The organism is Streptomyces thermodiastaticus (assembly GCF_014656135.1).
Classification (GTDB): Bacteria; Actinomycetota; Actinomycetes; order Streptomycetales; family Streptomycetaceae; genus Streptomyces; species Streptomyces thermodiastaticus.
On record NZ_BNBV01000018.1, the window covers coordinates 47,670 to 70,937 of the forward strand.

At 72.4% G+C, this 23,268-nt stretch carries 22 protein-coding genes and 1 pseudogene; 10 read left to right on the forward strand and 13 right to left on the reverse strand.

What is annotated here, in order from left to right; translation table 11 throughout:
* Positions 1 to 17: 17 nt before the first annotated feature.
* From IE286_RS17340 to IE286_RS17360, 5 genes are all read right to left on the reverse strand, one after another.
* Positions 18 to 2,198, reverse strand: a complete 2,181-nt coding sequence (locus IE286_RS17340) for a 3-hydroxyacyl-CoA dehydrogenase NAD-binding domain-containing protein (RefSeq protein WP_189797663.1) — start codon at positions 2,196 to 2,198, stop codon at positions 18 to 20.
* A 44-nt stretch (positions 2,199 to 2,242) separates the two neighbouring features.
* Positions 2,243 to 3,457: an acetyl-CoA C-acetyltransferase gene (locus IE286_RS17345; protein WP_189797664.1), complete on the reverse strand. Its 1,215-nt coding sequence runs from the start codon at positions 3,455 to 3,457 to the stop codon at positions 2,243 to 2,245.
* An 86-nt stretch (positions 3,458 to 3,543) separates the two neighbouring features.
* Entirely contained in the window at positions 3,544 to 4,683 is a 1,140-nt protein-coding gene (locus tag IE286_RS17350; RefSeq protein ID WP_189797665.1) for a CaiB/BaiF CoA transferase family protein, read from the reverse strand.
* A 477-nt stretch (positions 4,684 to 5,160) separates the two neighbouring features.
* Complete coding sequence (locus IE286_RS17355; protein WP_189797666.1) at positions 5,161 to 5,874, reverse strand: endonuclease V; 714 nt, start codon at positions 5,872 to 5,874, stop codon at positions 5,161 to 5,163.
* Between the two features lie 137 nt (positions 5,875 to 6,011).
* Positions 6,012 to 6,338 carry a plasmid stabilization protein gene (locus IE286_RS17360; RefSeq protein ID WP_189797667.1) on the reverse strand — a complete coding sequence of 109 codons (327 nt, stop codon included), beginning with the start codon at positions 6,336 to 6,338 and terminating at the stop codon, positions 6,012 to 6,014.
* A gap of 259 nt (positions 6,339 to 6,597) precedes the next feature.
* Between IE286_RS17360 and ssgD the strand changes: the two genes are divergently transcribed.
* Positions 6,598 to 7,011 carry a spore wall synthesis regulator SsgD gene (gene ssgD / locus IE286_RS17365; RefSeq protein ID WP_189797668.1) on the forward strand — a complete coding sequence of 138 codons (414 nt, stop codon included), beginning with the start codon at positions 6,598 to 6,600 and terminating at the stop codon, positions 7,009 to 7,011.
* 53 nt (positions 7,012 to 7,064) lie between these two features.
* Here the strand turns inward: ssgD and IE286_RS17370 are convergent, their stop codons facing one another.
* Together IE286_RS17370 and IE286_RS17375 are read right to left on the reverse strand one after the other, a co-directional pair.
* Entirely contained in the window at positions 7,065 to 7,301 is a 237-nt protein-coding gene (locus tag IE286_RS17370; RefSeq protein WP_189797669.1) for a hypothetical protein, read from the reverse strand.
* A 32-nt stretch (positions 7,302 to 7,333) separates the two neighbouring features.
* Positions 7,334 to 7,471, reverse strand: a complete 138-nt coding sequence (locus IE286_RS17375) for a hypothetical protein (protein ID WP_189797670.1) — start codon at positions 7,469 to 7,471, stop codon at positions 7,334 to 7,336.
* A gap of 550 nt (positions 7,472 to 8,021) precedes the next feature.
* Between IE286_RS17375 and IE286_RS17380 the strand changes: the two are divergent.
* Positions 8,022 to 8,557, forward strand: a pseudogene (locus IE286_RS17380) (ATP-binding cassette domain-containing protein); the annotation flags it as partial.
* Between the two features lie 60 nt (positions 8,558 to 8,617).
* Here the strand turns inward: IE286_RS17380 and IE286_RS17385 are convergent.
* A complete protein-coding gene (locus IE286_RS17385; protein ID WP_189797671.1) occupies positions 8,618 to 8,869 on the reverse strand; it encodes a WhiB family transcriptional regulator in 252 nt (83 codons plus the stop codon).
* 158 nt (positions 8,870 to 9,027) lie between these two features.
* Here IE286_RS17385 and IE286_RS27230 point away from each other — a divergent pair, with 158 nt between their 5' ends.
* Both IE286_RS27230 and IE286_RS27935 read left to right on the forward strand, forming a co-directional pair.
* Positions 9,028 to 9,174, forward strand: a complete 147-nt coding sequence (locus IE286_RS27230) for a hypothetical protein (RefSeq protein WP_229863020.1) — start codon at positions 9,028 to 9,030, stop codon at positions 9,172 to 9,174.
* 15 nt (positions 9,175 to 9,189) lie between these two features.
* Positions 9,190 to 9,327: a hypothetical protein gene (locus IE286_RS27935; protein WP_372462564.1), complete on the forward strand. Its 138-nt coding sequence runs from the start codon at positions 9,190 to 9,192 to the stop codon at positions 9,325 to 9,327.
* A 103-nt stretch (positions 9,328 to 9,430) separates the two neighbouring features.
* Here the strand turns inward: IE286_RS27935 and IE286_RS17395 are convergent, their stop codons facing one another.
* Positions 9,431 to 10,471 (reverse strand): LacI family DNA-binding transcriptional regulator, encoded by a 1,041-nt coding sequence (locus IE286_RS17395; RefSeq protein ID WP_189797672.1) that lies wholly within the window; start codon positions 10,469 to 10,471, stop codon positions 9,431 to 9,433.
* A gap of 87 nt (positions 10,472 to 10,558) precedes the next feature.
* Entirely contained in the window at positions 10,559 to 11,521 is a 963-nt protein-coding gene (locus IE286_RS17400; protein ID WP_189797673.1) for a multicopper oxidase domain-containing protein, read from the reverse strand.
* A 200-nt stretch (positions 11,522 to 11,721) separates the two neighbouring features.
* On the opposite strand from IE286_RS17400, the gene IE286_RS17405 reads away from it, so the two are divergent.
* Positions 11,722 to 14,208 (forward strand): ThuA domain-containing protein, encoded by a 2,487-nt coding sequence (locus tag IE286_RS17405; protein WP_189797674.1) that lies wholly within the window; start codon positions 11,722 to 11,724, stop codon positions 14,206 to 14,208.
* Positions 14,205 to 16,403 (forward strand): OmpL47-type beta-barrel domain-containing protein, encoded by a 2,199-nt coding sequence (locus tag IE286_RS17410; protein WP_189797675.1) that lies wholly within the window; start codon positions 14,205 to 14,207, stop codon positions 16,401 to 16,403. Before IE286_RS17405 ends, IE286_RS17410 begins: the two co-directional genes overlap by 4 nt.
* 34 nt (positions 16,404 to 16,437) lie before the next feature.
* Here IE286_RS17410 and ligD read toward each other — a convergent pair whose 3' ends face one another.
* Positions 16,438 to 17,469 (reverse strand): non-homologous end-joining DNA ligase, encoded by a 1,032-nt coding sequence (gene ligD / locus IE286_RS17415; protein ID WP_189797676.1) that lies wholly within the window; start codon positions 17,467 to 17,469, stop codon positions 16,438 to 16,440.
* Positions 17,470 to 17,543: 74 nt separating this feature from the next.
* Here ligD and IE286_RS17420 point away from each other — a divergent pair, with 74 nt between their 5' ends.
* Positions 17,544 to 18,617 (forward strand): ATP-dependent DNA ligase, encoded by a 1,074-nt coding sequence (locus tag IE286_RS17420; protein ID WP_189797677.1) that lies wholly within the window; start codon positions 17,544 to 17,546, stop codon positions 18,615 to 18,617.
* Between the two features lie 16 nt (positions 18,618 to 18,633).
* Here the strand turns inward: IE286_RS17420 and IE286_RS17425 are convergent, their stop codons facing one another.
* Positions 18,634 to 19,824, reverse strand: a complete 1,191-nt coding sequence (locus IE286_RS17425) for a zinc-dependent alcohol dehydrogenase (protein ID WP_189797678.1) — start codon at positions 19,822 to 19,824, stop codon at positions 18,634 to 18,636.
* 96 nt (positions 19,825 to 19,920) lie between these two features.
* Positions 19,921 to 20,385 carry a MarR family winged helix-turn-helix transcriptional regulator gene (locus IE286_RS17430; RefSeq protein WP_189797679.1) on the reverse strand — a complete coding sequence of 155 codons (465 nt, stop codon included), beginning with the start codon at positions 20,383 to 20,385 and terminating at the stop codon, positions 19,921 to 19,923.
* A gap of 239 nt (positions 20,386 to 20,624) precedes the next feature.
* Here IE286_RS17430 and IE286_RS17435 point away from each other — a divergent pair, with 239 nt between their 5' ends.
* The 3 genes from IE286_RS17435 to IE286_RS17445 are packed head-to-tail and all read left to right on the forward strand — an operon-like array spanning position 20,625 to position 23,253.
* Positions 20,625 to 21,407 carry a CoA transferase subunit A gene (locus IE286_RS17435; protein ID WP_189797680.1) on the forward strand — a complete coding sequence of 261 codons (783 nt, stop codon included), beginning with the start codon at positions 20,625 to 20,627 and terminating at the stop codon, positions 21,405 to 21,407.
* Complete coding sequence (locus IE286_RS17440) at positions 21,407 to 22,054, forward strand: CoA transferase subunit B (protein ID WP_189797681.1); 648 nt, start codon at positions 21,407 to 21,409, stop codon at positions 22,052 to 22,054. The genes IE286_RS17435 and IE286_RS17440 overlap by 1 nt, the downstream gene beginning before the upstream one ends.
* On the forward strand, positions 22,051 to 23,253 hold the full coding sequence (locus tag IE286_RS17445; protein WP_189797682.1) for a thiolase family protein: 1,203 nt from the start codon (positions 22,051 to 22,053) through the stop codon (positions 23,251 to 23,253). The genes IE286_RS17440 and IE286_RS17445 overlap by 4 nt, the downstream gene beginning before the upstream one ends.
* Positions 23,254 to 23,268: the final 15 nt, after the last annotated feature.

The window sequence follows — 23,268 nt, forward strand, 5'->3', positions numbered from 1 at the left end:
GGGAGCGCCGGTGCGCCTCAGCGGGCGTCGGTGAACGTCTCCCCTCGTTCCGCCTTCTCCACCAGCAGCGCGGGGGGCGTGAACCGCTCGCCGTAGCGCTCGGCGAGCTGCCGTGCGCGGGCCACGAAGCCGCGCGGGCCGCCCGGGTAGCCGTTGATGTACTGCAGCACGCCGCCGGTCCAGCCGGGGAAGCCGATGCCGAGGACCGAGCCGATGTTGGCGTCGGCGACGGAGGTGAGCACGCCCTCCTCCAGGAGCCGGACGGTGTCCAGCGCCTCGGAGAACAGCATGCGCTCCTGCATGTCCTCGAACGGGATCCGGTGGTCCGGCTTGGTGAAGTGCTCGCGCAGGCCTGGCCACAGGCACAGCCGCTTGCCCGTCTCGTCGTAGTCGTAGAAGCCGGCGCCGCCGCTGCGGCCGGTGCGGCCGAACTCGTCGACCATGCGGTCGATGACCGCCTCGGCCGGGTGCGGTGTCCAGGTGCCGCCGGCCTCCTCGACGGCCTGCCGGGTCTCGTCGCGGATCTTCCGGGGCAGGGTGAGGGTCAGGTCGTCCATCAGGGACAGCACCTTGGCCGGGTAGCCGGCCTGGGCGGCCGCCTGCTCGACGGAGGCGGGCTCGATGCCCTCGCCGACCATGGCGACGCCCTCGTTGATGAAGTGGCCGATGACCCGGGAGGTGAAGAAGCCGCGGGAGTCGTTGACCACGATCGGGGTCTTGTTGATCTGCCGGACCAGGTCGAAGGCGCGGGCGAGGGCCTCCTCGCCGGTGCGCTCACCCTTGACTATCTCGACCAGCGGCATCTTGTCGACGGGCGAGAAGAAGTGCAGCCCGATGAAGTCGTCCTGGCGCCGCACGCCCTCGGCCAGGGCGGTGATGGGCAGGGTGGAGGTGTTGGAACACAGCAGCGCGTCCGGTGCCACCACCTGCTCGGCCTCCTGGAAGACCTTCCGCTTGAGCCCGACGTCCTCGAAGACCGCCTCGATCACCGCGTCGCAGCCGGCGAGGTCGGCGATCTCGGCGGTGGGCGTGATCCGGGCCAGCAGCGCGTCCGCCTTCTCCTGGGTGGTGCGACCCTGGGCGACGGCCTTGGCGCACAGCTTCTCGGAGTACTGCTTGCCCTTGACCGCGGCTTCGAGCGAGACGTCCTTCAGGACAACCTCGATGCCGGAGCGGGCGCAGGCGTAGGCGATGCCGGCGCCCATCATCCCGGCACCGAGGACGGCGGCCTTGCGGACCGTGCGGGGTTCGACGCCCTGCGGGCGGCCGGCGCCGGAGTTCACGGCCTGCAGGTCGAAGAAGAACGCCTGGATCATGTTCTTCGCGGTCTGGCCGGTGGCCAGCTCCACGAAGTAGCGGGACTCGATCACCTGCGCGGTCTCGAAGTCGACCTGGGCGCCCTCGACGGCGGCGGCCAGGATGGCGCGGGGCGCCGGGTAGGGTGCGCCGTTCGTCTGCTTGCGCAGGTTGGCCGGGAAGGCGGGCAGGTTGGCGGCGAACTTCGGGTGCGACGGGGTACCGCCGGGGATCTTGTACCCGGGGCGGTCCCAGGGCTGCTGCGATGCGGGGTGGGCGTCGATGAAGGCGCGGGCCCGGGCGATCATGTCCTCGGGGGTGTCCGCCACCTCGTCGACCAGGCCGCCCGCCAGGGCCCGGCGCGGGCTGTACTGGGTGCCCTGCAGCAGCACCTTCAGCAGGGCGTCGGTGATGCCGAGCAGCCGGACGGTGCGCACCACGCCGCCGCCTCCGGGCAGCAGGCCGAGGGTGACCTCCGGGCAGCCGATCTTGGAGCCGGGAGCGTCCAGGGCGATGCGGTGGTGGCAGGCCAGCGCGATCTCGTAGCCGCCGCCGAGGGCGGCGCCGTTGATCGCGGCGACGACGGGCCTGCCGAGGGTCTCGATGCGGCGCAGGTTCCGCTTCAGGGCCAGGCCGCCGTCGAGGAGGTCCTGCGCGCCGTCGGGGGTGACCCGGATGAGTTCGCGCAGGTCGCCGCCGGCGAAGAAGGTCTTCTTGGCGGAGGTGACGATGACGCCGCGGACGGTGTCCTTCTCGGCCTCCAGACGGTCGGCGACCGCGGCGAGCGAGTCCCGGAACGCCTGGTTCATGGTGTTCGCGGACTGGTTCGGGTCGTCCAGGACGAGAGTGACGACGCCGGTGTCGTCCTGCTCCCAGCGGATGGTGGTGGGCTGAGTGCTCATGGGAAGTGCTCCGTGATGGTCCGGGGTGATCCGTCGGGAGGGCGTCAGAGGCGTTCGACGACGGTGGCGATGCCCATGCCGCCGCCGACGCACAGCGTGACGAGGCCGTACCGCTTGTCCTGGCGTTCGAGTTCGTCCACGAGGGTGCCGAGCAGCATCGCTCCGGTGGCGCCGAGCGGGTGGCCGAACGCGATGGCGCCGCCGTTGACGTTGACCTTGTCCAGGCTCAGGCCCATCTCCCTGACGAAGCGCAGCACGACCGCGGCGAACGCCTCGTTGATCTCGACCAGGTCGATGTCGTCGATGGTCAGGCCGGCCTTGGCGAGCGCCTTGCGGGTGGCGGGGGCGGGGCCGGTGAGCATGATGGTCGGCTCGGAGCCGGAGACGGCGGCGGAGACGATCCGGGCGCGCGGAGTCAGCCCGTAGCGTTCCCCGGCCTCCTTGGAGCCGATGGCGACGAGGGCGGCGCCGTCGACGATGCCGGAGGAGTTGCCCGCGTGGTGGACGTGGTCGATCTTCTCCACCCAGTGGTACTTCTGCAGCGCGACGGCGTCGAAGCCGCCCAGCTCGCCGATGTCCGCGAAGGACGGCTTGAGCTTGGCCAGGGTGTCGGCGGTGGTGCCCGGCCGCAGGTGCTCGTCGCGGTCGAGGACGACCAGGCCGCTGCGGTCCCTGACCGGGATCACGGAGCGGTCGAAGCGGCCCTCCTTCCAGGCGGTGGCGGCGCGCTCCTGGGACAGGGCCGCGTACTCGTCGACGTCCCGGCGGGAGAAGCCCTCGACGGTGGCGATCAGGTCGGCGCTGATGCCCTGGGGGACGAAGCCGACGGCGAGGTTGGTCATCGGGTCGTTGAACCAGGCGCCGCCGTCGGAGGCCATCGGCACCCGGGACATCGACTCGACCCCGCCGGCCAGCACCAGGTCCTCCCAGCCGGAGCGGACCTTGGCGGCGGCCAGGTTCACGGCTTCGAGACCCGAGGCGCAGAAGCGGTTCTCCTGCACGCCGGCCACCGTGTCGGGCAGGCCCGCGGCGATCGCGGCGATCCGGGCGATGTCGGAGCCCTGGTCGCCGACCGGGCTGACGACGCCGAGGACGATGTCGTCGACGGCGGCCGGGTCCAGGCCGGGCAGGCGGCGCTGGATCTCGTGGATGAGGCCGACGACCAGGTCGACGGGTTTGGTGCCGTGCAGCGAGCCGTTGGCCTTGCCGCGTCCGCGCGGGGTGCGGATCGCGTCGTACACATACGCTTCGGTGCTCACGTCAGTGGGCCTTTCGACGTCGGGTTGGACGGTCCCGGGCGGACCGGGGCGGACGGGACGGGGCAGAACGGGCGGTGCCGGCCGGGTCAGGCGTCGTCCTGCAGCAGGGCGGGCAGGTCCCAGTCGCGGGCCACCGCAGCGGTGCCGTCGCCCGGGCGGGCGGGTGCGCTGCGCACCGCGGTGGGGGTGGCGGAGAAACGGGGTGCGGGGGCCGGCTGGGTGAGGCCGGCGTGGTCGGTGAACGTGCCGCGGGCCGCCAGGTGCGGGTGGTGCGGGGCCTGGCGCAGCGACAGCACCGGCGCGACGCAGGCGTCGGAAGACTCGAACACGTCCGTCCACTCCTTCTGGGTACGGGTGGCGAAGCGGGCGGCGACCGCCTCGCGCAGTTCACCCCAGCGGGCCGGGTCGGTGTGGGCTCCGGCGTGCTCGGGCAGGCCGAGCAGGCGCAGGAACTCGTCGTAGAACTGCGGTTCCAGCGCGCCGACCGCCATGTAGGCCCCGTCCGAGGTCCGGTAGGTGCCGTAGTAGGGACAGCCGCCGTCCAGCAGGTTGGTGCCGCGGCGGTCCTGCCAGGCTCCGGCGGCGAGCATGGCGTGGATCATCGTGGACAGATGGGCGGTGCCGTCGACGATGGCGGCGTCCACCACCTGGCCGGTGCCGGTCTCGCGCGCGTGGTGCAGCGCGGCGAGGACACCGACGACGAGGTAGAGGGCGCCGCCCGCGTAGTCGCCGAGGAGGTTGGCGGGCACCGCCGGGGGCTGGTCCGCGGCGCCGATCATGCCGAGGGTGCCGGTGACGGCGATGTAGGCGATGTCGTGTCCGGCGCGGGGGGCGAGCGGCCCGTCCTGGCCCCAGCCGGTCATCCGGCCGTAGACCAGGCGGGGGTTGCGTGCGTGGCAGGCCTCGGGTCCGACGCCCAGGCGCTCGGCGACACCGGGCCGGTAGCCCTCGACGAGGATGTCGGCGCGGGCGGCGAGATCGAGGACGCGGGCGGGGCCGTCGGCCGCCTTCAGGTCGACGATCACCGAGCGTTTGTTGCGATTGGTCAGGTCGCGGGCGGGGTCGATGCCCAGCGGGGCGCCGCCCGGGCGGTCGACGCGGACCACGTCGGCGCCCAGGTCGGCGAGGAGCATCGCGGCGAACGGGCCGGGGCCTATGCCGGCCAGCTCGACCACGCGCACACCGGTGAGCGGGCCGTGCCGCCCCTGCGTCGGTGCCGTTGCCATGGAGCCCCCTTGCTCGCCGTGACGGTGACCGCTGCGGCCCGCGCGGTCGCCGTGGCCGCTCGTGACCGCCCCGGCCGCCCTGCTCGCCGCGGGCGGCCGTGACCTCGGCGCCCGCCGTGCCCGGTGTCCGCCGCTCCGGAACGGCACCGGATCACTGTGACACAACTGCTGTCACACTGCTGATGCTAGGAATGCGGCCGACTCCGCACAAGCCCTGAGCGAGCAAGCGCTTAGCCAGCTTCCGTTCCTGGACGTTGCCTGCTCCGCCGGTGCCGTACCGCGCACCCGGCGGACGGGCCTGCACCCCTCACGCTAGCCGCGGCCACCCGCGGCGGCGCGCAGTGCGGTCCGTCGGAGCGAGGCACGCACACGGCACGCGTGACACGGAGCGCCCGGCCAGGCCACAGCATGCGGGACGTCAGGTGCCCCGGACCGGCCCACGGCGCGCAGGACACACCGCACCCGGACCACGGCGGCTCAGCCGGCGGCGCGGCCCGCCGCCGTGGCCTCGCGCAGGGCCCGCCGGCACAGCGCGTCGGCCCTGCGGGTGGTCTCCGGCAGACGGTAGGCCGGGGTCAGGGCGAGGACGTGGGCGCAGGCGTTGTCCAGCGACACCCGGTGGCCGACGGAGACGAACACCGGCTTGACCCCGTCCCGGGTGCGCAGCGCGCGACCGACCTCGTCGGCGCCCGCCCGCAGCGGCGAGGAACTGCCGCGCGGCGCCGGGGGTTCCGCGTAGGAGAAGGTGAACGGGTTCTTGGCGACGCCGATCGCCGGCAGTCCGGTCAGCACCCCCAGATGGCTGGCGAGTCCGAAACGGCGCGGATGCGCCAGCCCGTAGCCGTCGCAGACGACCAGGCCGGGCGGACGGTCCAGGGCGTCCAGCGCGGCGCACACGGCCGGAAGCTCACGGAAGGCCAGCAGACCCGGCACGTACGGGAAGGCGACCCGGCCGACGGCAGTGGACTCGGCCACGACCCGCAGGGTCGCCGCGTCCAGCACCACGGCCGCCGCCGCGACGAGGTCGCGCTCGTCGTCGTAGGCGACGTCCACCCCGGTGACGTGCCCGGTGCCAGGTTCCGGCCCCGTCGCGTCCAGCACCATCCGGGCGCGCAGCGCGTCCTGCACGGCGCGCGCCTCCTCCTCGGTCGTGGGCCAGCCCGCCGGAACGCCTGCGATCGTCGTCGTCATGGTGCCCCGAGCCTACGACGCCCCCGCGGCCGGCGGGCAACCGGTGCCGCACCCCCGCCGCCCCGCTGGGCGGATCCGGGCACACGGAGCGGGACGCGCGGGTGCGGCGCGCCCCGCCCGCCGGCCGGCACCGCCGGTCAGCCCTTGCGCAGGGCCTGCCGCAGCTGCTCCTTGTTCATCTCCGAACGGCCGTGGATGTCCCGCCGCCTGGCCTCCTCGTAGAGCTCGTGGTAGGTCTGTCCCTCCGTGCTCCGGCCGGACCGCTGCCCGCCCCGCTGGGCGGAGGACGGCTTGCGGGCCGAGGAGCGGCTCGCGGTCTTCGACTCGCCCGAGCGGGCGCGGTCCTTGTTCACCGTGCGGGCCGCGATCTCCTTGGCGCGCTCGGTGCTCTCCCCCCGGTCCCGCGCGCTCTGCTTGATGTGCTCGTACTGACGCTCCCGTTTGGGGCTGGAACCGCGTGGCATACCGTTCACTTCCTCTCCGTCAAGAACCGGATACCCGCATTCCGGCACACTTCGCCTCCTCGGCCGCCCCGCGCTTCCCGGCGGAGGCGGTCACTCCCGCGGTGCCGGGCATGATCGCGGTGACACAGGTCACTCGCATCCCGGGTGCACGGACGGATCGGTTCCGGCATCTTCCCCCATGCCCGGCCTGGTCCGCCCGGACGCCCCGCTGGTGCGTCGTCCGTCGCACGCACGTCATCCGTCGCAAGGGAGCAAGGCGTTGTCCACCGTGATAGAGCAGCCCGTTCAGGCCCGCCTGGTCGCCGCCGCGCCGCAGACGTCCCGCATCACCGCCACACTGCGCTACGACCCGTGCGACCCGTTCGCCGTCCGCATGACCTTCCCGGCGCCGGCCGCGCTCGACGGGGTGGAGGTCTGCTGGATCTTCGCGCGGGAGCTGCTGACCGCGGGTCTGCACCAGCCCGAGGGCGTCGGCGACGTACGGGTGCGCCCGTACGGCTACGGCCGCACCGTCATGGAGTTCCACGCTCTGGAGGGCACCGCCGTGGTCCACGTCCCCACCGGCGAGCTGCGCCTGTTCCTGCGGGCCACCAACGCCCTGGTGCCGGCCGGCCGGGAGCATCTGCGGCTCGACCTGGACCACGATCTGGCCGAGCTGATGGGCGACGACTGAGCGGAAGCCGGCCACCGCACCGGCACGGTCACCGCCGCCTCGCGACCGCCCTGTCAGGGCTGCCGGCGGGCGAGCGTCCGGGTGTCCGTGGCGACACGGTAGTTCTCCACCACGTCCGTCAGGCGCCCGATCACCTCCTGAGGGTCACCGTCGGCCCTGATGTCCGGAACATCCAACTCCGTCACACGCTCACCCGCCTGCGGCACGAGGCTCGCCACGGGCGCATCAGGAGGAGAGGCCACGAGGGCGGAGATGAATCCGTGCTCGTCGTGTACGACAGAAACGCGCATGCCGAATCCCCAACGATCGATCCCGGGTGCGGTCAGGGGGTGATGCCGGTGAGGTGAAGGTCGGAGGAGTTGACGGTTCCGTCCCCGCTGCGCCCGTTGTTCCTCGTCTTCGCCCAGAGGTAGGACTGGACGTTGCTGATGTCCCCGGAGCCGATGTCCTTCTTGCCCACCGAGACGTCGTCGACGGTCAGCCAGTAGAACCTCTGCCGGATGTCGGTGACCGGGTGGGCGGACAGGACGAAGGTGCCCTTGTCGAAGAACGGATCCGGACCCCAGGTGATGTCTTCCCGGTTCCCGGGGGGAGGTCATGGACGTAGTAGTAGCGGAACGTCCGAGCAGCCATCGCTTCCTCCTGCACGTATGGACGTCCGGACCTGGGCAGGACGCCGTTTCTCCCGGCCTGCGCCACCCGCGCTCCGGGCACACCGCACACCCGTCGCCCGCTGCACACCCACCGCCCGGGGAACTCGCGATCGAGCCTGACCAGCAGCCGCCGAACTGTCCGCCGCGACGTCCGCCTTCCCTTCCCACCGTGGTTCCGACGGCCTGGTGCCGCAAATCGGCCAGGGGGCTCGGACCGGCGGTGCGGTGCTCACAATGCGTTGACGCACGTTCCGGCCCCCTCGTACGGTGCACGACGGTTCCGTCGTCGCCGAGAAGGAGAAGGACGTTGCTTCACTGAGGTCCTGGGGCACCGCTGCACACCGCTGCATGTGTGTGCGTGCGTCGCGTGTCGGCCGCGACGGCGCCGGCAAGACGACGCTGCTGCGCACGATCGCCGGGGAACTGCCCCCGCTGTCGGGCGAGGCGGCGGTCCACGTCCCGCCGCGCTTCCTGCCGCAGCGCCTCGACGTGCTCGACGACGAGCTGAGCGTCGCCGAGAACGTGGCACGGTTCGCGCCGGACGCCGACGACAACCGGGCCCGGGCACGCCCGGCCCGCTTCCTGTTCCGGGGCGCCCGCGCCGACCGGACGGCGGCGACCCTGTCCGGCGGGGAGCGCTTCCGCGCCGCGCCGGCCGCGCTGCTGCTGGCCGAACCCGCGCCGCAGCTGCTTCTGCTCGACGAGCCGACCACCAACCTCGACCTGGCGAGCGTGCGGCAGCTGACAACCGCTCTGGAGTCCTGCCGCGGCGCCTCGTCGTCGCGAGCCACGACCTGCCGTTCCTCACCTCGATCGGCATCACTCGCCGGCTGCTGCTGGAGGAAGGGACGGTGAGGGTGACCAGCAGGGAAGCCGTCGCCGGCCCGGTGTAGCCGTGCGACGGCCCGGCCGGCACCGCGCGTCCGCCCGCCCGCGGCCGCCGGGTCGCGCGGTCAGCGTGTCCTCAGGCGCCGCAGGGCCAGGCGTTCCTTCTCGGACAGCCCGCCCCAGACGCCGAAGCGTTCGTCGTGGGTGAGCGCGTACTCCAGACAGGCCGGGCGGGCCTCGCACATGCCGCAGATGCGTTTCGCCTCGCGCACGGAACTTCCCGGTTCCGGGAAGAAGAAGTCGGATCCGGTCTGTGCGCACAGGGCCTGGGCCTGCCAGGCGGACACGGTCGGCGGGGTGACGGTCTCGGTCTGCATGGACGAGAGCCTGCCGGACGGCGCACAACAAACGATGAACGCCCGATCAACGCGGCCGCCCCGCCGTCGGCGCACCGCCCGCCCGCCGGTCCGGCGCCGGCTGCGCCCCGCCCGGCCGCCATGGCAGCTGCCGCTCCTCGGTCGCGGAGCGGCAGCGCGTGGCCGGCGGGTCGGCGGCTCGACGCGGCATACGCGGGCCCGCCTGGTACACCGGCGTGCGGGAGGAGATCTTCGGGCCCGTCGGCGCGCTGACGACGTTCACCGGCATCGACGACGCGATCGCCCAGGCCGACGACACCGCATAGGACCTGGCCGCATCGGTGTGGACCACCGATCTCGGCACTGCGCACCGGATGGCGGCCGCGCCGCGGGCCGGCACGGTGTGGATCGACACCTGGGGCGAGATGAGCACCGGCAACCTGCCCTTCGGGCTGCGCGCAGTCCGGGCTCGGCCGTGAGGGCGGGCTGGAGGTGCTCGACGCCTGCACCCGGTCCAAGGCCGTCGTCGTCGCTCTGTGGCCCCAGGCCGTGTCCGGGGGAGCCGGCCGGGCTCGCCCGGTGCTACGCCGACGCCCGCCGCACCAGTGTCGTGGGTGTGACGATGCTGCGCGGCGCGCCGTCCTCGGTGTCCGGCTCAGGACCGTTGCGGTCGAGGCGGCGCAGCAGCAGCCGGGCCATCAGCAGGCCCATGTGCTCGATGTCCTGACGCACGGTCGTCAGCGGCGGGTCCGTCTGCTCGGCGACGGGCAGCATGTCGTCGAAGCCGGCCACGGCGACGTCCTCGGGCACCCGCAGCCCGCGTTCGCGCAGGACCCGCAGGGCGCCGGAGGCGGACAGGTCGTTCGCGGCGAACACCGCGTCCAGGTCGGGGCAGCGGTCCAGCAGGGCGCGCATGGCGCGCTCCCCGCCGGCCGGGGTGAAGTCGCCCGGCTCGATCAGCGCGGGGTCGGTGTCCGGCAGGACGTCCTTGAAGCCCTCCAGGCGGTCGACCGCAGAGGTCTGGTCCAGCGCTCCGGTGATGTGCGCGATCCTGCGGCGGCCCAGGGAGACGAGGTGCTCCACCGCCGTGCGGGCGCCGCCGCGGTTGTCGCTGTCGACGTACAGGGCGCCCTCGCCGCCCTCGCCCCAGCCGGGGCGTCCGCCGAACACCGTCGGCACCCCGGCATTCCGGATCAGTCCGGGCAGCGGGTCGTCCAGGTGCAGGGAGAAGACCAGTGCGCCGTCGACATGGTTGCCGGCGAGATAGCGGGCGACACGGGCGTGGTCGCCCTGGCCTTCCGTCAGCAGCAGCACCAGCTGGCAGTCGTGGGCGGTCAGCTCCTTGCTGATGCCGCGCAGCTGGAGCGCGAAGAAGGGGTCGGCGAACACCCGGGTCTCCGGTTCGGCGATGACCACGGCGACGGCGTCGTGCCGCCGGGTCACCAGGGAGCGGGCCGCCTGATTCGGCACGTACCCGAGTTCCTCCACGGCCTGGCGGACCCGGGCGGCGAGGGATTCCCTCACCCCCTGCGCCCCGTTGACCACCCGCGACACCGTGGCCCTCGACACCCCCGCCCGGGCGGCCACGGCCTCCAGGGTGGGACGTGGCGCCATCTCGGTCACTCCAGCACTCCTCACCTGCGACGACGCAGGTCAGGATAAACCTGCCCGGGCCCCTTCCCGCGCGCACCGGCGGGCGGGTCGCCCAGGTCAGTGCCGGTGCGGCCGGTACCCCGGGATCGTGCCGTCCGGCTTCGTCACCAGGAACAGCCCCGCCATGCCCATGTCGGCGTGGCTCTGCACATGGCAGTGGTACATCCACGCGCCCGCTCCGACGCCCTCCCCCGCGAGCACCTGGAAGCCGAAGGAGTCCGCGGGGCCGACGATCTTGGTGTCGATGATGCGGCTGGGGTCGTCGGGGCCGGTGAGGAGCCCGGTGCGGTTGTCGGCCCAGCGGTGACCGTGCAGGTGGAAGGTGTGGTAGTACTCGCCGTGCGTGATCATCACGAACTCGACGCGGTCGCCCACCGTGGCCTCGAAGTCGGGGCCGGTGTGCGGTGCCTGGTTGTTGACCGTCATGTCGTTGAAGACGATCGTGTGCGTGGCGTCCGGCAGGATGTCGCCCTTGCGGCGCACGATCACCGGCCCGTACAGGCCCTTGCGGATGCCGCCGGTGCCGTGGTCGGTGCCGACCACGTGGTCGTGGTAGTGCCAGTAGCCCGCGCTGCCGGGGCGCCAGGTGCCGTCCGCACGGCGACCGGGTGCGTGGGTGCGCCAGGTGTAGGTGCGGGTGCCGCCGGGCTCCACGTGACTGCTGCTCATCCGGGTGCCGTCGCTGGTGATCTCGTAGTCCAGGCCGTGCACATGCAGGCTCACGGCGACGTCCATGGTGTTGACGAGTTCGATGTGCAGCGTGTCGCCCTCGTTCAGCTCGATCAGCGGGCCGGGGACCGTGGCCTTGCCCTGGGCGAGGCCGTATCCCATGCGCCCGTCGGCGAGTTGTTCCGCGTAGAGCGTGAGATGCCTGACCTGGCCGCCCGCCGGTGCGGTGCGCGGCGGTGTCGCGGCGGGGGCCGGGCTCGCCGCCCGGGCGACGGCGTCCGGCGCCAGGGACAGTGAGGTCGCGGCGACCGCGCCGCCCAGAACCCTCCGGTGGAACGCGCGTCTGTCCATACGGAACTCCTCGGCCGGGAACGGGACCGGTGGGACGTGTGCCGGGACGTGACTGTGAGGATCCTGTGCGACGGTAGCCGCCCAGCCCTCGTTTATCCACACCCAGGACAAAGTTCGTTGCATTGCGGTCATAGGTATTGGCGGTCTGTGCAAAGGGGCCTAGCTTTCTTGGCGCTGTCGCCGAGACCGAGGAGGTGCCCATGCACTTACGAGGGTTGAGCGCACGAAGCACACACAGACGCCGCTGGGCGGCCACCGTGGCCGCCGGGGTGGTCGCGGCCGGGCTGCTCACGGCCCCCGCCGCCAGCGCCCGCCCGGATCCGGGCACGGCGCCGGCAACGATGTCGATCGCCTCGCCTCCGGGCGGCTCGAACGTCCGGGTGCTGATCTTCTACGGATCGGCCGCGGCCGGGGAGGAGCCGCCGGTGGTCGACGCCGGCATCGCGGCGATCGAGCAGATCGGCCGGTCGGGTCCGGCCGGGGAGCGTTTCAAGGCCGAGGCGACCGACGACGCCTCCGTGTTCACCAACGCCACCCGGCTCGGCCGTTACAACGCGGTGGTCTTCCTCACCGGCGGCGGCGACGTGCTGACCCCGGAGCAGGAGGCGGGCCTGGAGGCGTACATGGAGGCGGGCGGCGGTTTCGTCGGCATCCACGACGCGGCCCGCGCCGAGCCCTACTCGGACTGGTTCACCGGGCTGATCGGGGCCCGCCCGGCCCCGGACAGCCCGACGGCGGTGCAGCGCGCGACCGTCGAGGTCGGCGACCGGCAGCACCCGGCGACCCGGGGACTCCCGCTGGAGTGGAGGCGCCTGGACCAGTGGCCGAACTGGGTGAAGAACCCCTCCGGCGACGTGCACACCGTGGCCCGGGTGCGCGAGTCGACGTACCGGCCCGGAGCGAGCGCCAACGGCTGGGACCATCCGATCAGCTGGTGCCGGGACTACGACGGCGGCCGGTCCTTCTACACCGGCATGGGCGGCACGGTCTCCTCGTACGACGAGACGGACTTCCGCACCCATCTGCGCGGCGCGCTGCTGTGGACCACCCGGCTGGTGCAGGCCGACTGCAAGGCCACGATCGCCGCCAACTACAAGGCCGAACGGCTCACCAAGCCCAATCAGCCCGGACAGAACGACCAGATCGGCGAACCGCACGGCCTGGTGGCCGCGCCCGACGGCCGGGTGCTGTACATCGGGCGCGGCGGCGCCGACGCCTCCCAGCCGGTCGTCACCGACTGGAACGACCCGGACATCGGCAAGGGCAAGGGCCAGATCCACGTCTGGGACCCGAAGACCGGGAAGGTGACCCTGGCCGGGGAGCTGACGGTCTTCGGCAACAAGGGCGGCGGCGACGAGCTGACCAAGGTCGAGGAGGGCCTGCTCGGCATCGAGCTGGACCCGCGCTTCGAGGAGAACGGCTGGGTGTACCTGCACTACACCCCGCACTCGGGCCTGAACCGGGACACGCACATGGCCGAGCGCCGCGTCTCCCGCTTCACCCTCGACCTCGCCACCAACAAGCTGGACCTCGGCAGCGAGAAGGTGCTGCTGAAGTGGCCGGTGCAGGTGCACAGCTGCTGCCACGCCGGCGGCGGGATGGCCTGGGACTCCAAGGGCAACCTGTACATCGCCACCGGTGACAACAACTCCAGCGGCTTCAGCGACGGTTACTCCGGCAACAACCCGGAGCCGAACTACAAGGGCGTGTCCTTCGCGGACGCCCGTCGCACCGCCGGCAACACCAACAACCTCAACGGCAAGATCCTGCGCATCCACCCCGAGCCCGACGGGACGTACACCATTCCCGAGGGCAATCTGTTCACCGGGAAGGAGACCGACGAGGGCGGCGGCAAGACCCGGGGCGAGATCTATGTCATGGGGGTGCGCAACCCCGCGCGCATCTTCGTCGACAAGACCACCGACATCCTCTACGCCGGCTGGGTCGGACCGGACGCCACCGAGCCGTCCCCGGTGTGGGGGCCCGCCAAGTACGACACGTTCGCCGTGATCACCAAGGCGAGCAACCGGGGCTGGCCGTACTGCATGGGCAACAAGCAGCCCTACCGGGACCGCAACCTGCCCGATCCGTCCAAGCCGCTGGGCTGGTACGACTGCGACCACCCGAAGAACGAGTCCCCGAACAACGACGGCCTGGTCAACCTGCCGCCGGTCACCGGCAACAACATCTGGTACTCCCCTCAGGGCGGCGGCCCGGACTATCCGCGCGACGCCGACGGCATCCCCTCCTACAAGGAGGAGGAGGCCACCTACCGGCTGCCGTGGCTCAAGGGCGGCGGGCAGGCCGCGATGAACGGGCCGGTCTACCGGTACGACGCGGTGAGCACCAGCACGGTCAAGTGGCCGTCGTACTGGGACGGCAAGTGGTTCGTCGGCGACTTCTACGACGCCGACCAGCCGCGCGACGCGGTGCTCATGGACCCGAAGACCCAAGGGGACGGCGGCCTTCCGGTGCACGCCGAGTCGCTGAAGCGGATCGTGCCGGTCGGCGACGACGGCATCAAGAACCTCATGGACTGGAAGTTCGGTCCGGACGGCGCGCTGTACGTGCTCGACTACGGCCGCGGCTTCTTCACCTCCGACTCCAAGTCGGCGCTGTGGCGCGTCACCTACACCGGCGGCGGACCGACACCGCCCGCCGACCAGCTGGCGAGGGGGACACAGTGAGACACCGGCGCAGATTCCTCACGGCCCTGCTGGCCGTGCTGCTCCTGGCGCTCGGGCTGCAGACCGCACCCGCCGCAGGGCAGCCCCGCCCGCAGCCCCGCGCCACCCAGGTGCTGACCTGGACGGCCGGGGACGACATCACGCAGTACACCTCGGCTCCGGCGACCGCGGTGGCCGGGGAGGCGACGATCGTCTTCGAGAACAGCGAGGCCACCGGCAACACCACCGGCATGCCGCACACGCTGACCTTCGTCACCTCCGACCCGGAGTACAACAGCGACGTCCAGCTCAACATCCTCGCCAGCCCCTACGACGACCAGGGCGGCCGGCACACCGCACAGGTGACCCTCACGCCGGGCCGCTACCTGTACCACTGCACGATCCCCGGCCACACCCAGATGCGGGGCGTGCTGGTCGTCACCGAGGCGGGCGGCTCCGACACGACGGCACCGAAGGTGTCGGCGACGGTGTCGGGCACCACCGACGACCAGGGCGCGTACGTGAGGTCGGCGAGCGTGACGGTCACCGCCACCGACGAGGGCGGCTCGGGGGTGGACCGGATCGAGTACGCGCTCGACGACGGCGCCTGGCAGCCGTACACCGCGCCGGTCGTCGTCGACCAGGTCGGCGCCCACACCCTGCGCTACCGGGCCGCGGACACGGCGGGCAACGTGTCGGAGGAGCAGCAGGTGGAGTTCACCGTCGTCGCGCCGCCGTTGGACGACACCACCCCGCCGGAGACCTCGGCGACCGTCACCGGCGAGCAGGACGACGACGGCGCCTACCTCGGCATGGCGACGGTGACCGTCTCGGCCTCGGACACCGGCTCGGGCGTCAACAGCATCGAGTACGCGGTCGACGACGGCGCCTGGCAGCCGTACACCGCGCCGGTGATGGTGCACCAGGAGGGCCCGCACACCGTGCGGTACCGCGCCACCGACAAGGCGGGCAACGTCTCGGCGGAGAAGCAGGTGGAGTTCACCGTCGTCGCGCCGCCCGTGCGGGACACCACTCCGCCGGTGACCGGGGTGAGCGTCGAGGGCACCCGGAACTCCGACCGCGCCTACATCGGCCGCGCCACGGTCACGGTGACCGCCGCCGACGACGAGGGCGGCTCGGGCGTGGAGCGCATCGAGTACTCCCTGGACGGCGGCCCGTATCTGGCCTACACCGCGCCGGTGGTCGTCGACCGGGTGGGTGCGCACACCCTCGCCTACCGGGCCACCGACAAGGCGGGCAACACCTCCGAGCCGCTGACGGTGAGCTTCACCGTGGTGGCGGGCGGCGGGGTCCCGGCGCCGGACTGCCCGGAGTACGACGAGCGGCTCACGGTGATCGTGGGCACGGTCGACTCGGGCGTGCCCAACCGGGTCACGAACAACCGCTGCCGGATCAACGAGCTGATCGAGGACGAGAAGGAGTGGACGTCCCAGGCACTGTTCCTCAAGCACGTGGACACGGTCCTGGACGGGCTGCTCGACGAGGGCGTCGTCGACCGGAGGGAGGCACGGGCCATCACCAAGGCGGCCCGCCGGTCGGGCATCGGCAAGCCGGGGCAGAACACCGGCTACCGCACGATCTTCGACGGCACCGAGGAGTCCTTCGCCCGCTGGGAGCACGTCGGCGGCGGTTCCTTCTCCCTCAACCCCGACGGCTCGATCACCAGCGGGACGGACAAGGACGGCCTGGGCATGCTGTGGTTCCCGCAGCGCACGTACGGCGACTTCTCGCTGCGCCTGCAGTGGCGGGACGACGCACCGGGTGACGGCAACGCCAACTCCGGGGTGTTCGTGCGGTTCCCGTGGGTCCACGACCACCCGGTGGAGTCCCGTCCGGAGTGGGTGGCCATCGAGTACGGGCACGAGGTGCAGGTGTTCGACCGGCCCGACGGGGACATGTACAAGACCGGTTCGATCTACGGTTTCGACCGGGTGGGTCTGGCCGGGGCCGGTGTCACCCCGAAGGGCACGTGGAACGACTATGAGATCCGCGTGGTGGGCCAGCACTACGAGGTGTACCGCAACGGCACGCTGATCAACGAGTTCGACAACACCGGCGGCCAGGAGTTCTACCCGCCCCGCGAGGACGACCCGGGGACGGACGGGCGGCGCTACGCCTCCGGCTACATCGGACTGCAGGTGCACAGCACGAGCGACGTGGTCTCCTTCCGGAACGTCCGGATCAAGGAGCTGTGACACCGCTCCGCACGAGGGCGGGGTCCGGTCGTCGTCAGGCGGCCGGACCCTCCTTCTTGCCCGCCCGGGCTCGGCTGGGCTGGACCCGCTTGGGCTCGCCGGGCATCTTCGGGTACTCCGGCGGGTAGGGCAGATCGCCCAGTCCGTGATCGCGCTCGTCCCGCGCCGCCAGCTGAAGCAGCGGCTCCAGCGAGTAGGCGTGGTCGTCCATGCCGGCGTGCACGTCGCCGAGTTCGGCGAACCGGGCCGGCATGGTGGCGAGGTCGAAGTCCTCGGGGCGGGCGACGCCGACCTCCTCCCAGCGCAGGGGCGCCGAGACCGGGGCGTGCGGGCGAGGCCGCACCGAGTAGGCGGAGGCGATGGTGCGGTCCCGGGCGGTCTGGTTGTAGTCGAGGAAGATGCGGGCGCCGCGCTCCTCCTTCCACCACTTGATCGTCACCTGGTCAGGCATCCGGCGCTCCAGCTCCCGGCCGAGCGCGATGGCGGCGCGCCGCACCTGGGTGAAGGTCCAGCGCGGTTCGATCGGCACGAACACGTGCAGGCCGCGCCCGCCGGAGGTCTTGGGCCAGCCCCGCAGCCCGCCGAACTCGTCGAGGACGGCGCGCAGTTCGTGGGCGGCACGGGCGGCGTCCCGGTAGTCGGTGCCGGGCTGCGGGTCGAGGTCGATGCGCAGCTCGTCGGGGTGGTCGACGTCGTCGCGCCGTACCGGCCAGGGGTGGAAGGTGAGGGTGCCGTACTGGGCGGCCCACACCACGGCGGCCTCCTCGGTGGGGCACATCTCGTCGGCGCTGCGGCCGCTGGGGAAGGTGATGCGGGCGGTGGGGATCCAGTCGGGCATGCCCTTGGGGGCGCGTTTCTGGTAGAACCACTCGCCGGTGATGCCGTCCGGGTAGCGCTCCAGGGTGGTGGGGCGGTCGCGCAGGGCCCGCAGGATGCCGGGGGCGACGGCCTGGTAGTAGCGGGCGACGTCCAGCTTGGTGTAGCCGCGCTCGGGGAAGAACACCTTGTCCGGGCTGGACAGCCTGACCGTCCGGCCGCCCACCTGAAGTTCCACCGCATCGCCCATGCGTGCCACGGTAGGCGTCCCCCGCACACCTCGCACACCGGGCGCCCCGGTGGGTGTGCGCGCACAATCGCAGCATGGACCTGCCGGTGATGCCGCCCGTGAAGCCGATGCTCGCCAAACCGGTGGCGCGCATCCCGCCCGGCATGCGGTACGAGGCGAAGTGGGACGGGTTCCGGTCGATCGTGTTCCGCGACGGCGCCGAGGTGGAGCTGGGCAGCCGTACCGGCAAGCCGCTGACCCGGTACTTCCCGGAGCTGGTGGCGGCGCTCAGGGAGCGGGTGCCGCCGCGGTGTGTGCTGGACGGGGAGATCGTGATCGCCCGTGAGGGCCGGCTGGACTTCGACGCGCTGACCGAGCGGATCCATCCGGCGGACTCCCGGGTGCGGACGCTGGCGGCGCGGACCCCGGCGTCGTTCGTGGCGTTCGACCTGCTGGCGCTTCAGGACGAGTCGCTGCTCGACGTGCCGCTCACGGACCGGCGGGCGCTGCTGGAGCGGGCGCTGCGCGGGGTGACGCCCCCGGTGCATGTGGCTCCGGCGACGACGGACATCGAGGTGGCCCGGCGGTGGTTCGAGCAGTACGAGGGCGCGGGGCTGGACGGAGTGATCGCCAAGCCGCCGGGCCTGCGCTATCTGCCGGACCAGCGGGCCATGTTCAAGATCAAGCACGAGCGCACGGCCGACGTGGTGGTCGCCGGGTACCGGCTGCACAAGAGCGGCCCGGTGGTCGGTTCGCTGCTGCTCGGCCTGTACGACGAGGACGGCCGGCTGCAGCACGTGGGGGTGTCGGCCGCCTTCCCGATGAGGAGGCGCGCCGAGCTGATCGAGGAGCTTGGGCCGCTGGTGATGGAGGACGTGGCCGGGCATCCGTGGGCGGCGTGGTCGGACGAGGCCGCGCACGCGTCGGCGCGGCTGCCGGGCGCACCGAGCCGCTGGTCGGGCGGCAAGGATTTGTCGTGGGTGCCGCTGAGGCCCGAGCGGGTGGCCGAGGTGGCCTACGACCACATGGAGAAGGGGCAGCGGTTCCGGCACACGGCGCGCTTCCGCCGCTGGCGGCCGGACCGCACCGCGGAGAGCTGCACCTACGCCCAGCTCCAGGAGCCGGTCCGCTACGACCTCGCGGAGATCCTCGGCTCCCCTCCCCCGTGAGGGCCCGGGCCGGCGCTCAGGGCGTCATCAGCACCTTGATCGCGCCGTCCTGCTTGCGCTGGAACATCTCGTAGGCGTGCGGGGCGTCGGCCAGCGGCACGTGGTGGGTGGCGAACTCGTCCACGCCGAGCGGGTCGGCGTCCGTCAGGTAGGGCAGGATCTCGTCGGTCCAGCGGCGCACATTGGCCTGGCCCATCCGGATCTGCAGCTGCTTGTCGAACATGGTGAGCATCGGCAGCGGGTCGGCCGAGCCGCCGTAGACGCCGGACAGGGAGATGGTGCCGCCGCGGCGGACCAGGTCGATGGCCAGGTGGAAGGCGGCGAGCCGGTCGACGGTGAAGCGTTCGGCGAGCGGGCCGCTGAGCGTGCGCGGCATCACGGCCGCGGCCTGCTGCACGAGGCGGGCGGCGGCGCTGCCGTGGGCCTCGGTGCCGACCGCGTCGATCACGGCGTCCGGGCCGCGTCCGTCGGTCTCGTCGCGGATCGCGGCGACGAGTTCCTTCTCGTGGTCGAAGCCGCGCAGGTCGAAGGTGTGCACGCCGTCGCGGCGGGCCCGTGCCAGCCGTTCGGGGACCAGATCGACGCCGAACACCCGCTCGGCGCCGCGGGCCAGGGCGACCCGGCAGGCCATGTCGCCGATCGGGCCGAGCCCCAGCACGGCGACGGTGCCGCCGCGCGGCACATCGGCGTAGGCGACGGCCTGCCAGGCGGTGGGCAGCACGTCGGAGAGGTAGACGAAGCGGTCGTCGGCCGGGCCGTGGGGCACCTTGATCGGGCCGTAGTGGGCCTGCGGCACCCGCAGGTACTCGGCCTGGGCGCCGGGAACGGCGCCGTACAGCCGGGTGTAGCCGAACAGGGCGGCACCCATGCCCTCGCTGGTGACCTGGGTGGTCTCGCACTGGGTCTGCAGGCCGGCCGCGCACATGAAGCAGCGGCCGCAGGCGATCTGGAACGGGACGACCACCCGGTCGCCGGGTTTGAGGTCCGGCACCTCGGCGCCGACCTCCTCGACGATGCCCATCGGTTCGTGGCCGACGATGTCGCCGGGGGTCATGAACGGGGTGAGGACCTCGTACAGGTGCAGGTCGGAACCGCACAGGCCGGTGGAGGTGATCCGGATGACGGCGTCCGTGGGTTCCTGGATCTTCGGATCGGGGACGTCCTCGACCCGGATGTCCCGCTTGCCCTGCCAGGTGACTGCCTTCATCGTCTCGCGCCCCTTCACTCGCGCTCCGTCCTTCGCAGGCGGCCGGGTACCCGGGCGCCGGCCGGCGAACCGCGGCGGGCCGGCGCACCCGGCCGGTCAGCCCGGCGTGGCGCTGGGCTCGGCCGGGTGGCGCAGATGCTCGGCGGCGTCCGCGACCCGGCGGATCAGCTCGAAGAACTGGGTGCGTTCCTCGGCGCTGAGCGGGCTGAGGAACACCTGGTTCATCCGGGCCGTGCGGACGGAGAGCCGGCGGTGGGTGCGCTCGCCCTCGTCGGTGGCCCGCAGCAGGAAGCGGCGGCCGTCCTGCGGGTCGCGGACCTTGTCCAGCAGGCCGCGGCGGCCCAGGCGGCCGATCACCTCCGCGGTGGTGGACCGGTCGAGGCCGACCCGCTCCCCCACCGTGCGCTGGTCGAGCCCGGGCTCGGCGACCAGCACGTTGAGGACCGCGAACTGCGGTGAGGTGATCTCCTCGGAGACCATCGTGTTCCACAGCAGGTAGTGGGCCTGCTGGAGCCGTCGGGCCAGATGCCCGGGGTGGGTCGTGAGGTCCACCGCGGCCATGTGCGCTCCTCGCGTGAGTGGGTCGCTGCGACGTGACGTCAGGGCGTTTTCGTAAGTGCACTGAACGATACAGGCCCGAGCCATCCGTCATCCGCCTCCCAACACAAGGAAACGTGCCGTATCTCCAGGGCCTATTGACTGGTCGGCCGTCCGGTGGCAGCGTGAGGGCACCTCGCGAAAATACTCAGTGCCCTGACTATCTGGCGCTGGGACGCTCGGTAGAGATGAGGCTTGTTTCGATGGACAAGGTGGTCCCCACGGCGGCGGAGGCGGTGGCCGACGTCCCGGACGGCGCCTCGCTGGCGGTGGGCGGTTTCGGGCTGAGCGGCGTGCCGAACGTGCTGATCCAGGCGCTGTACGAGCGCGGGGCCGGCGGCCTGTCGGTGGTGTCGAACAACTGCGGTGCGATGGAGTCCGGGCTGGCGGTGCTGCTGGCGGCCGGGCGGATCGCCCGGGTGACCGGCTCCTACATCGGGGCGAACAAGGAGTTCGCCCGCCAGTACCTGGCCGGCGAGCTGGAGGTGGAGCTGATCCCGCAGGGCACGCTGGCCGAACGGTTGCGCGCCGGCGGTGCGGGCATCCCCGCCTTCTACACCCCGGCCGGTGTCGGCACCCAGGTCGCCGAGGGCGGGCTGCCCTGGCGCTACGACGGCGACGGCGGCGTCGCCCTGGCCTCGCCGCCCAAGGAGGTCCGCGAGTTCGACGGCGTGGAGTACGTGCTGGAGCGCGCCATCCGCACCGACTTCGCGCTGGTGCGCGCGGCCAAGGGCGACCGGCACGGCAATCTGGTCTTCACCAAGTCCTCCCGCAACTTCAACCCGCTGGCCGCGATGGCCGGCACGGTGACGATCGCCGAGGTGGAGGAGCTGGTCGAGCCCGGCGAGATCGACCCGGACGCGGTGCACCTGCCGGGCATCTTCGTGCAGCGCGTGGTCGCGCTGACGCCCGAGCAGGCGGCGGACAAGAAGATCGAGAAGCGGACGGTGTCCACACCCGCCGCGCGCGGGACGGAGAGCCACTGATGGCCTGGACGCGTGAGGAGATGGCCGCCCGAGCGGCCCGCGAGCTGCGGGACGGCCAGTACGTCAACCTCGGCATCGGTCTGCCGACGCTGATCCCGAACCATCTGCCGCCCGGGGTGGAGGTCGTCCTCGAGTCGGAGAACGGCATCCTGGGCACCGGCCCCTACCCCACCGAGGACGCCGTCGACCCGGACCTGATCAACGCCGGCAAGGAGACCGTCACGGTCCTGCCGGGCGCGTCCTTCTTCGACTCGGCGCTGTCGTTCGCCATGATCCGCGGCGGCCACATCGACGTCGCCGTGCTCGGCGCGATGCAGGTCTCCGCCTCCGGCGACCTGGCCAACTGGGCGGTCCCGGGCAAGATGATCACCGGGATCGGCGGGGCGATGGACCTGGTGCACGGCGCCCGCACCGTCATCGTGGTCATGACGCACACCGCCAAGGACGGCTCCCCCAAGATCCTGAAGGAGTGCACGCTGCCGCTCACCGGGAAGGGCTGCGTGAACCGGATCATCACCGACCTGGGCGTCCTGGACGTCACCGCCGACGGGCTGGAGCTGGTGGAGACCGCGCCGGGCGTCACGGCCGAGGAGATCACCGCCCGGACCGACGCCCCGGTCCGCGTCCGGCAGGGGGAGCGGGCATGAAGGACGTCTACCTGGTCGACGCCGTCCGCACCCCGTTCGGCGCGTACAACGGCGCCCTGGCGGGCGTACGCCCCGACGACCTGGCCGCCCACACCATCGGCGCGCTGCTGGCCCGCACGCCCGCGCTGGACCCGGCCCGCATCGACGACGTCTACGTCGGCAACGCCAACGGCGCCGGCGAGGAGAACCGCAACGTCGCCCGGATGGCCGCGCTGCTCGCCGGCCTGCCCACGTCCGTGCCGGGCGTGACCGTGAACCGGCTGTGCGCCTCCGGCCTGGAGGCCGTGGTCCAGGCCGCCCGCGCCATCGCCGTCGGCGACGCCTCGATCGCCCTGGCCGGCGGCGTGGAGTCCATGACCCGCGCCCCCTACGTCCTGCCCAAGAGCGACAGGGCCTTCCCGGCCGGCCACGCCGAGCTGTACTCCACCACGCTCGGCTGGCGCATGGTCAACCCGCGGATGAACCCGGAGTGGACGATCCCGCTCGGCGAGTCGGCCGAGCTGATCGCCGAGAAGCACGGCATCAGCCGTGAGCGGCAGGACGAGTTCGCCCTGGACAGCCACCGCAAGGCGGTCGCGGCCCGGGAGGCGGGCCTGTTCGACGTGGAGCTGGCCCCGGTGACGGTGCCGCGGCGCAAGGGCGAGACGGTCTCCGTCGCCGCCGACGAATGCGTCCGCCCCGACACCTCGCTGGAGGCGCTGGCCCGGCTCACGCCGTCCTTCCGCACCGAGAACGGCACGGTCACCGCCGGCAACGCCTCCCCCCTCAACGACGGCGCCGCCGCCCTGCTCCTCACCGACGAGGAGGGGCTGAAGGCCACCGGCCGGGAGCCGTTGGCCCGTATCGCGGCGACCGGTGTGTCCGCCACCGACCCGCAGTACTTCGGTCTCGCCCCCGTCGAGGCCGTCGAGCGGGCCCTGGCCAAGGCCGGCCGGACCTTCGCGGACCTGGACGTGCTGGAGCTCAACGAGGCGTTCGCCGCGCAGGTGCTCGGCTGCCTGGCCGAGTGGCCCGAGTTCGACCCCGCGATCCTCAACCCGCAGGGCGGCGCCATCGCCCTCGGCCACCCGCTGGGCGCCTCCGGTGCCCGCCTCGCCGGCACCGTCGCCCACCAGCTGGCCCGCAAGGGGTCCGGCACCGGTGTCGCCACCCTCTGCATCGGCGTCGGCCAGGGCCTCGCCCTGGTCCTGGAACGCTAAGGAAGCGTCAGGTAT